This window comes from Acinetobacter sp. CY05 (genome assembly GCF_059515805.1).
In genome coordinates, this window is the sequence record NZ_JCAKMW010000045.1 from 1 (window position 1) to 7,171 (window position 7,171).

The following is a 7,171-nucleotide window of genomic DNA, read 5'->3' on the forward strand; positions in this document are numbered from 1 at the left end:
AAGAACAACTTGTTGTGGATTCTTACCGGTCGCCAATCTTTCGTTAAGGAGGTGATCCAGCCGCAGGTTCCCCTACGGCTACCTTGTTACGACTTCACCCCAGTCATCGGCCACACCGTGGTAAGCGTCCTCCTTACGGTTAGACTACCTACTTCTGGTGCAACAAACTCCCATGGTGTGACGGGCGGTGTGTACAAGGCCCGGGAACGTATTCACCGCGGCATTCTGATCCGCGATTACTAGCGATTCCGACTTCATGGAGTCGAGTTGCAGACTCCAATCCGGACTACGATCGGCTTTTTGAGATTAGCATCCTCTCGCGAGGTAGCAACCCTTTGTACCGACCATTGTAGCACGTGTGTAGCCCTGGTCGTAAGGGCCATGATGACTTGACGTCGTCCCCGCCTTCCTCCAGTTTGTCACTGGCAGTATCCTTAAAGTTCCCACCCGAAGTGCTGGCAAATAAGGAAAAGGGTTGCGCTCGTTGCGGGACTTAACCCAACATCTCACGACACGAGCTGACGACAGCCATGCAGCACCTGTATCAGAGTTCCCGAAGGCACCAATCCATCTCTGGAAAGTTCTCTGTATGTCAAGACCAGGTAAGGTTCTTCGCGTTGCATCGAATTAAACCACATGCTCCACCGCTTGTGCGGGCCCCCGTCAATTCATTTGAGTTTTAGTCTTGCGACCGTACTCCCCAGGCGGTCTACTTATCGCGTTAGCTGCGCCACTAAAGCCTCAAAGGCCCCAACGGCTAGTAGACATCGTTTACGGCATGGACTACCAGGGTATCTAATCCTGTTTGCTCCCCATGCTTTCGTACCTCAGCGTCAGTATTAGGCCAGATGGCTGCCTTCGCCATCGGTATTCCTCCAGATCTCTACGCATTTCACCGCTACACCTGGAATTCTACCATCCTCTCCCATACTCTAGCTTCCCAGTATCGAATGCAATTCCTAAGTTAAGCTCAGGGATTTCACATCCGACTTAAAAAGCCGCCTACGCACGCTTTACGCCCAGTAAATCCGATTAACGCTCGCACCCTCTGTATTACCGCGGCTGCTGGCACAGAGTTAGCCGGTGCTTATTCTGCGAGTAACGTCCACTATCCTAGAGTATTAATCTAAGTAGCCTCCTCCTCGCTTAAAGTGCTTTACAACCAAAAGGCCTTCTTCACACACGCGGCATGGCTGGATCAGGCTTTCGCCCATTGTCCAATATTCCCCACTGCTGCCTCCCGTAGGAGTCTGGGCCGTGTCTCAGTCCCAGTGTGGCGGATCATCCTCTCAGACCCGCTACAGATCGTCGCCTTGGTAGGCCTTTACCCCACCAACTAGCTAATCCGACTTAGGCTCATCCATTAACGCAAGGTCCGAAGATCCCCTGCTTTCCCCCGTAGGGCGTATGCGGTATTAGCAGTCGTTTCCAACTGTTGTCCCCCATTAATGGGCAGATTCCTAAGCATTACTCACCCGTCCGCCGCTGAATCCAGTAGCAAGCTACCTTCATCCGCTCGACTTGCATGTGTTAAGCCTGCCGCCAGCGTTCAATCTGAGCCATGATCAAACTCTTCAGTTTAAAATCAATAGTGCCTATAGGGCACCAATCTTGGCTCATCAATTACTGACAAAAAATTTGCTCAAATAAACTTCGAGAAATTCTTACCAGTTATCAATGAAAATATATTCGATTGATCAACCAGTAAAAATCCACACAAGTTGTTCTTCATAATCTCTTAATGATTTTCTTGCATCTTCGTCAGAAGCAAGTTAGGTCGGCTATATTACGCTTTTTTTGAGTTTCGTCAAGACAATAATTTAAAAATATTTAAATTCTTTCTCTATTTTAAGCAATATATCTCACTCGATGGGACAATAACGCAACCAATCTGATTTAAGTTTATTCAATTCTTCACCCTCAAGCTCTTCAACAAAATATATACAGTAGATGGTGTCTGAAGATTTAATTTCATGCTTGTACAAAAGGCCTACTAAGGATTTTTGAATGCTTTCAGGAAAATCTTCATCAATTTCAATCGGATTAAACTCATAATTAAAATAAACGTTCCTTTTCGCTTCAAAAGCTTGTTTCAACATCACAATCACTTGTCATTAAATATAAGAGGATGAAATTTACTGTAACTGAATCATGAATTAAAGTTAAAAATCAATTTTTCTGAATAGAGCTCCAAGTCTGGAGCTCTATAGATAGCATCCTTTATTTCTGCTCTTTTAAAGGTTGCTCTGGTTGTTGATTGGGCTTTTTCTCTGGGGTGACATTCTTGTAAGATTTTTGATCACCTTTATCATCATTGGATTCATGATGTGGTTTCACTTTGTCATTTTCATTTGTCATTTTAGGTTCTCTTTTTTGCAATTAGATTGTTAAAATATCACATTGTGTTTAGCACACACTCTTTACTCAACCTAAAATCACAGCAATTTACATATTCACCTTACAATAAGATCAATAGTAACAATAAGCTGAGTGCACCTCTAACTTAAAAAAAGCGCTCTTTCCTGAGTACGACGATTCACTAAACCTTTTAATACTTTTCCCTTACTTTTATTCCAGACCAAGAACTGCTCTGCTGCACCGTCATAATCACCAACATTCAGTTTTTTAAGCAGTGTGGATTGTCTAAATGCATTGGCACCAATGTTGTAAGCCAATGAAACTAAGGCATCAAATTGATTTTGCGTTAAAGGCACGTTCACCGTCTGATTGACGAGTTTAGAAAAGCGCATAAGGTCATAGGTTTTATAAGTTAAAGCTTGTTCTTTTGAACAAGTGTCGCCCTGTTGTACAGATTGACCACTGGGATAAACAGTTGTACCACTGCCAATTGTCCAAACTTTAGCAGGACATTGATAAGCAACTAACGCTAAACCCTCAAAACTTGTAATAAGTTTCGCGCCATTTGAACTCAGCGTTTTCTCCCGATCTACAGCAATGGCGATATCATGATCGAAGACTGTCTCTTCTTTATAAAATATTTTCTTGAGCTGTTTAACAATAAAATCCTTCATAATTTTCTTCATTGGAGTATCCAAAATTTAAACAGTAGTTTCATCAGCATGCCCTATTATTTGATCTACATTAGATATATTTAGAAATCATGATCACAGCGCGCGTAGAAATCGCACCTTATGTATCTTGTAAAAAATTACTAGAATTAAATACTGAAGCGAAGTCCCTAGATCACTAAATCTCTTTTTCATTCATATATCTCCAGTAACGTTTAGGAACATACTGAATATGTAGTTTTAAGTTCTTACGCGCTTGAATATTGACACTATTAAAATAGTCTTTCCAAAGCTGATCATATAAGACTTCTTCGTCATCCAACTCAATACTAAAATTCTGACTAAAACCAGTGGCAATATTTTGATCCACTTCATGAGGATTCATTTCAATTTGATGGACTTGCTCTAGATCATAGTAAATACCATATTTACGCTGCTCGTCATAAATCAACCAAGTCTGATCTTGATAGCGTTGTTTAAAGTGACGCGTAATGAGAGGTAATACATTAAAGTCAGGCTTCACCAAACTTAGAAATAAACCATCTTGACATTTTTTAAAGCGCACAAAAGCTTCCATGCGATGCTTTTCACGGCCAACTTGTTTGGCCCATTGACTAATCCCTAATACATCAACATGCCCATAATCTTTGTCAACCTTATAGTTTTTTTTAAATACATATAGCGCAAAACCAAACATATGATTAAATGCTGCATCTTGCTCCGATAAAAAACTATAATAAAAATGACGCAGCGAGCTGCTAGAGACTTTGCTTTTTAATGCAGTCCATACACGATTGGCATGTTCATCATTTGAAGGTACCACCACAACTTCATCAAACAAGCCCGTTTGTGCATGTGGATCTTTGGTCACTTGCACATCGAACTGTTTAAATTTAAAGGCGCGAAAAATACAGCTTAGTAAGCCTGTCATGGTACCATCAAACACATAAATCATCAGAAACCGAATCCTAATTGTGGTGAAAGTTGCTGTGTATACTTAGATTGACCCGCGAATAAAATCTGTTGACGAATCTGCCCTGCTTGTTGCTCCTTGGCAAACTTAGGACTATCCACACAACGAATAAAATGCTGCGCACGGTTATAAGCCACACCCATTCGTTTTAGCTGATCAATACGAATCGGGCCAAAACAACGTGCTGATACGATTTTCTTTGCTGAGCGCACACCAATACCAGGTACGCGTAAAATCATTTTATAATCTGCATGGTTAATGTCGACAGGAAAATGCTCGGGGTGACGTAACGCCCAGCCCAATTTTGGATCGACATCTAAATCTAAGTTTGGATGTTCATCATCCACCAACTCATTGGCCTCAAAACCATAAAAACGCATTAACCAATCACTTTGATAGAGACGATTTTCTCGCAGCAATGGTGGCGCAGAACCCACCATCGGCAGACTCTTCTCTTCCTCATTAATTGGAATATAGCCTGAATAGTAGACGCGTTTGAGCTTAAACTCTTTATAGTGGCGATCCGCCATTAAAATAATATCTTTATCAGTTTCACTATGTGCTCCTACCACCATTTGTGTGGTTTGGCCTGCAGGCACAAAAACAGGAACGGTTTTAATCAGCTTGCGCTCATCTTTAAGTTCAATCAGACGATCCCGTACAATCCCTAGGTCTTTTTGTACTTCAGCATGATTTTTTTCAGGGGCAAATTTTTGCAAACCTTCTTCTGTCGGCATTTCTAAATTAATACTCATCCGATCCACATAGAGCCCAGCCTCTTGGATGATTTCAGGTGATGCTCCTGGAATCGTTTTCAAATGAATATAACCATTGAAGTTTTCTTCCAGACGTAACTTTTTCACCACTTGCAGCATACGCTCCATCGTGTAATCGGCGGATTTAAAGATACCAGAGCTTAAAAATAGCCCTTCAATATAATTACGACGATAAAAATTAATGGTCAGATCAACCACTTCTTGGACCGTAAATGCAGCACGTTTTACATCATTTGAACGGCGTGACACACAGTAGGCACAGTCGTAGATACAGACATTGGAAAACAAAATTTTGAGCAAAGAAACACAACGGCCATCTTCGGTATAACTATGGCAAATACCATTACCCGTATTACCTAGACCTTTATCTTTGTTTTGACGCTTACTGCCACTCGACGAACACGAAACATCATACTTGGCAGCATCAGCCAAAATTTGCAGTTTTTCACGAATACGATCAGACATAGACAGAGATAAAAGAAGCAAAACGCTATCATAAATCATGTCTATTTTTTATACGACACCAACAATCATCTGTGCGACAAACTATGTCGTTTTAATGATGTTGATTTTAACTTGTTGACATCCTCCCCGCCCTAAAGGAAGGGGATTCCTACTGCTAGACGCTTATGCCCAAGCGCAAGAATGTTTAGAGCTGAGTTTTTATCTCTATGGTGAGCCGTACCACAGCTCCCGCACTCCCATTCTCTTATTCCAAGACCTGTCCTACCTTTCGGACTACTTGCGGTGATCTCACCACAGCACGAACAAGTTTGGGAGGTATAGGCTTCATTAACTTCCTCAAACAATACCCTTGCGTTCTCGCATTTATACTTGAGCATTGTTTTTAGTGCTGAAAATCCTGTATCCAAAACAGACTTTGCCAGTTTAGTTTTTACAAGTTTCTTGGCACTTAAATCACCTACAATAATGAGTGCATTATTTTTAACAAGCATGCTGCTTACCTGATGCAAATGGTCTTTACGACAGTTTGCAATCTTGGCGTGTAATGCACGTACACGTTTTTTATTTCTTGCTCGTTGAGCAATACCTAATTTCTGTTGGTACTGGCGATAGAACTTAGGATTTGAAATTACAGTGCCATCAGAACAGGTGGCAATATCTTTTAAGCCTAGATCAATGCCTATAGCTTTGGTTGCCATTGGTTTTTCTTGCTTCGAAAAGTCAACCACAAGACATACATACCAACGCCCACGACTATCCTCAACAAATGAGCCTGTTCTAACAGAGTATTTACTTAGTCCGTAGCTATCCCATAAGCCAAATTTAGTTTTTCCATATTCAACATACCCAAGTGAATAGCTTGAAAGGTGTATCGAGTCGTCATTTAAGAAAAGAATTTCCTGAAATCAAAAACAAGCTATGGGGTAATGCTTTGTGGTCGCCTAGTTACTTCGCTGCATCGTGCGGAGGTGCGCCTATTGGGATAATTGAGCAGTATATCCATCAACAGCAAATACCGCATGAATGGCTTACGCCAGTCGCTTATATCCTCGGGCTAAACCCAGAGATTTTACGCTCCATCGGATAAACAGATTTTCTATACCAATGTCCGTATTAGCGAAAATTTAAATGGGTAGTACACCATGTTTTAATCGATCCGAATAAAGCGATAAAAGGATTAACAATAGGTAATTGATTGTCTGAATAAATTTCACGTAGCAACTCTGGTGTCAAGGCTTCATGCATACGAAATACTGGTGTTGTTTCAAGATCATGTTGACGTTGTTGCATATCCTAAGTCCCTGTAATTTTCGTTGGATTGGCTTAACCGTTCCTATTTCATAGACCCTTTAAAATGCACGCTTAACATTCTTCATGCACTTTAAATCCTATCTATACATAAGTATTCAAGAACATTGTAAGTGAGAAATTAAAGTTATTTTTGCGCTTTAGACCTATGTCTAAATTTCTTATCTTATGTGCTAGACTTACGTCTAAGATTCAAAATAGGGTTAAAACAATAAGATATATGAGTGAAAATTTTTTAATAGATTGTAAGTTTTAGATAACAATACATACCGGTTCATCCATACTTTCATATTATTTTAAACTGTAGATACTTTGGCATAACAACTCTACGTCTAAAGGACAAAGATCCATACTGAGAGACACTTACAACCATACTCAAGCACAAGTATGTTCTTAGAACTGTTTAAGTCACAATAACTTCTTCAAACATGAGCAACACTGCTGCTCAAACGGGTAGCAATATCTTTTAAGCAGAGATCAATCTATGGCTTTGGTAAGCGTCCGCTGAACACACCTTATGAATTCATCCTATAAGCCTTAATTTAGTCCCCACTTAAAAACAAGTGGGGACTAAAATTTATGACTACAAATCACCAGACATCCATCGCATCTCTTGCGAA

6 protein-coding genes, 1 rRNA gene and 2 pseudogenes are annotated in these 7,171 nt (G+C 40.6%); 1 reads left to right on the forward strand and 8 read right to left on the reverse strand.

Annotated features, from left to right (window positions below):
• Window positions 1–44 precede the first annotated feature (44 nt).
• The 7 genes and pseudogenes from AC5YCD_RS15470 to AC5YCD_RS15500 form a co-directional block, all read right to left on the reverse strand.
• Window positions 45–1,581 (reverse strand): 16S ribosomal RNA (locus tag AC5YCD_RS15470).
• Window positions 1,582–1,862: 281 nt separating this feature from the next.
• Entirely contained in the window at window positions 1,863–2,099 is a 237-nt protein-coding gene (locus AC5YCD_RS15475; protein WP_496130855.1) for a hypothetical protein, read from the reverse strand.
• Between the two features lie 121 nt (window positions 2,100–2,220).
• Window positions 2,221–2,358: a hypothetical protein gene (locus AC5YCD_RS15480; protein WP_496130856.1), complete on the reverse strand. Its 138-nt coding sequence runs from the start codon at window positions 2,356–2,358 to the stop codon at window positions 2,221–2,223.
• 140 nt (window positions 2,359–2,498) lie between these two features.
• Window positions 2,499–3,044 (reverse strand): lysozyme, encoded by a 546-nt coding sequence (locus tag AC5YCD_RS15485; RefSeq protein ID WP_496130857.1) that lies wholly within the window; start codon window positions 3,042–3,044, stop codon window positions 2,499–2,501.
• A 163-nt stretch (window positions 3,045–3,207) separates the two neighbouring features.
• Complete coding sequence (locus AC5YCD_RS15490; RefSeq protein ID WP_496130860.1) at window positions 3,208–3,987, reverse strand: TIGR03915 family putative DNA repair protein; 780 nt, start codon at window positions 3,985–3,987, stop codon at window positions 3,208–3,210.
• Window positions 3,984–5,243 (reverse strand): putative DNA modification/repair radical SAM protein, encoded by a 1,260-nt coding sequence (locus AC5YCD_RS15495; RefSeq protein ID WP_496130858.1) that lies wholly within the window; start codon window positions 5,241–5,243, stop codon window positions 3,984–3,986. Before AC5YCD_RS15495 ends, AC5YCD_RS15490 begins: the two co-directional genes overlap by 4 nt.
• A gap of 131 nt (window positions 5,244–5,374) precedes the next feature.
• Window positions 5,375–6,100 (reverse strand): annotated as a pseudogene (locus AC5YCD_RS15500) (RNA-guided endonuclease InsQ/TnpB family protein); the annotation flags it as partial.
• Between AC5YCD_RS15500 and tnpA the strand changes: the two are divergent.
• Window positions 6,094–6,264 (forward strand): annotated as a pseudogene (gene tnpA / locus AC5YCD_RS15505) (IS200/IS605 family transposase); the annotation flags it as partial. The pseudogenes AC5YCD_RS15500 and tnpA sit on opposite strands and share 7 nt — an antisense overlap.
• 92 nt (window positions 6,265–6,356) lie before the next feature.
• Here tnpA and AC5YCD_RS15510 read toward each other — a convergent pair.
• The gene (locus AC5YCD_RS15510) at window positions 6,357–6,533 is read right to left on the reverse strand and encodes a hypothetical protein (protein ID WP_496130859.1); all 177 of its coding nucleotides are present in this window, start codon (window positions 6,531–6,533) and stop codon (window positions 6,357–6,359) included.
• Between the last annotated feature and the right edge of the window lie 638 nt (window positions 6,534–7,171).

Excerpts from the sequence above, each read along its gene's own strand:
- AC5YCD_RS15485 (WP_496130857.1), bottom strand. The coding sequence starts at position 3,044 with ATGAAGAAAATTATGAAGGATTTTATTGTTAAACAGCTCAAGAAAATA.
- AC5YCD_RS15495 (WP_496130858.1), bottom strand. The coding sequence starts at position 5,243 with ATGTCTGATCGTATTCGTGAAAAACTGCAAATTTTGGCTGATGCTGCC.
- AC5YCD_RS15475 (WP_496130855.1), bottom strand. The coding sequence starts at position 2,099 with ATGTTGAAACAAGCTTTTGAAGCGAAAAGGAACGTTTATTTTAATTAT.
- AC5YCD_RS15510 (WP_496130859.1), bottom strand. The coding sequence starts at position 6,533 with ATGCAACAACGTCAACATGATCTTGAAACAACACCAGTATTTCGTATG.
- AC5YCD_RS15480 (WP_496130856.1), bottom strand. The coding sequence starts at position 2,358 with ATGACAAATGAAAATGACAAAGTGAAACCACATCATGAATCCAATGAT.